This window comes from Pseudomonas sp. PME37.24/006, assembly GCF_055556635.1.
The window spans coordinates 1-271 of sequence record NZ_JBVHNL010000098.1; the positions used below are offsets into that span (position 1 = coordinate 1).

Sequence of the window (271 nt, forward strand, 5' to 3'; positions counted from 1 at the left end):
TGTCGAAGCTGTGCGCGAGGAAACGGCGCGAGGCGCTGATCGGCTGGTTCAGGATCGACGGCGGTGCGGCGTTGCCGGCGATGAAGTCCGGGTTCTCACTGCGGTGCTCGCGCCAGGAGCGGCGCAGTTCCCGCGCGATTGCCGGCAGGCTCTCGAAGGCACCGCCGAAGCGGCTCGCGAGCTTCACGGCACCCGTCACCGGCGCCGTCAGCAGGCTCGCCGGTTCGCGCCGGCCTTGCGGCGGCACGGCCCAGGGCGGCGGCAGGATGTC

At 72.7% G+C, this 271-nt stretch carries 1 protein-coding gene; it reads right to left on the bottom strand.

Features of this window, described 5'->3' with window-relative positions:
* Positions 1-271, bottom strand: a 271-nt coding sequence (locus ACZ3GY_RS23995; RefSeq protein WP_465912240.1) for a wax ester/triacylglycerol synthase domain-containing protein, incomplete at both ends; no start/stop codon positions are given.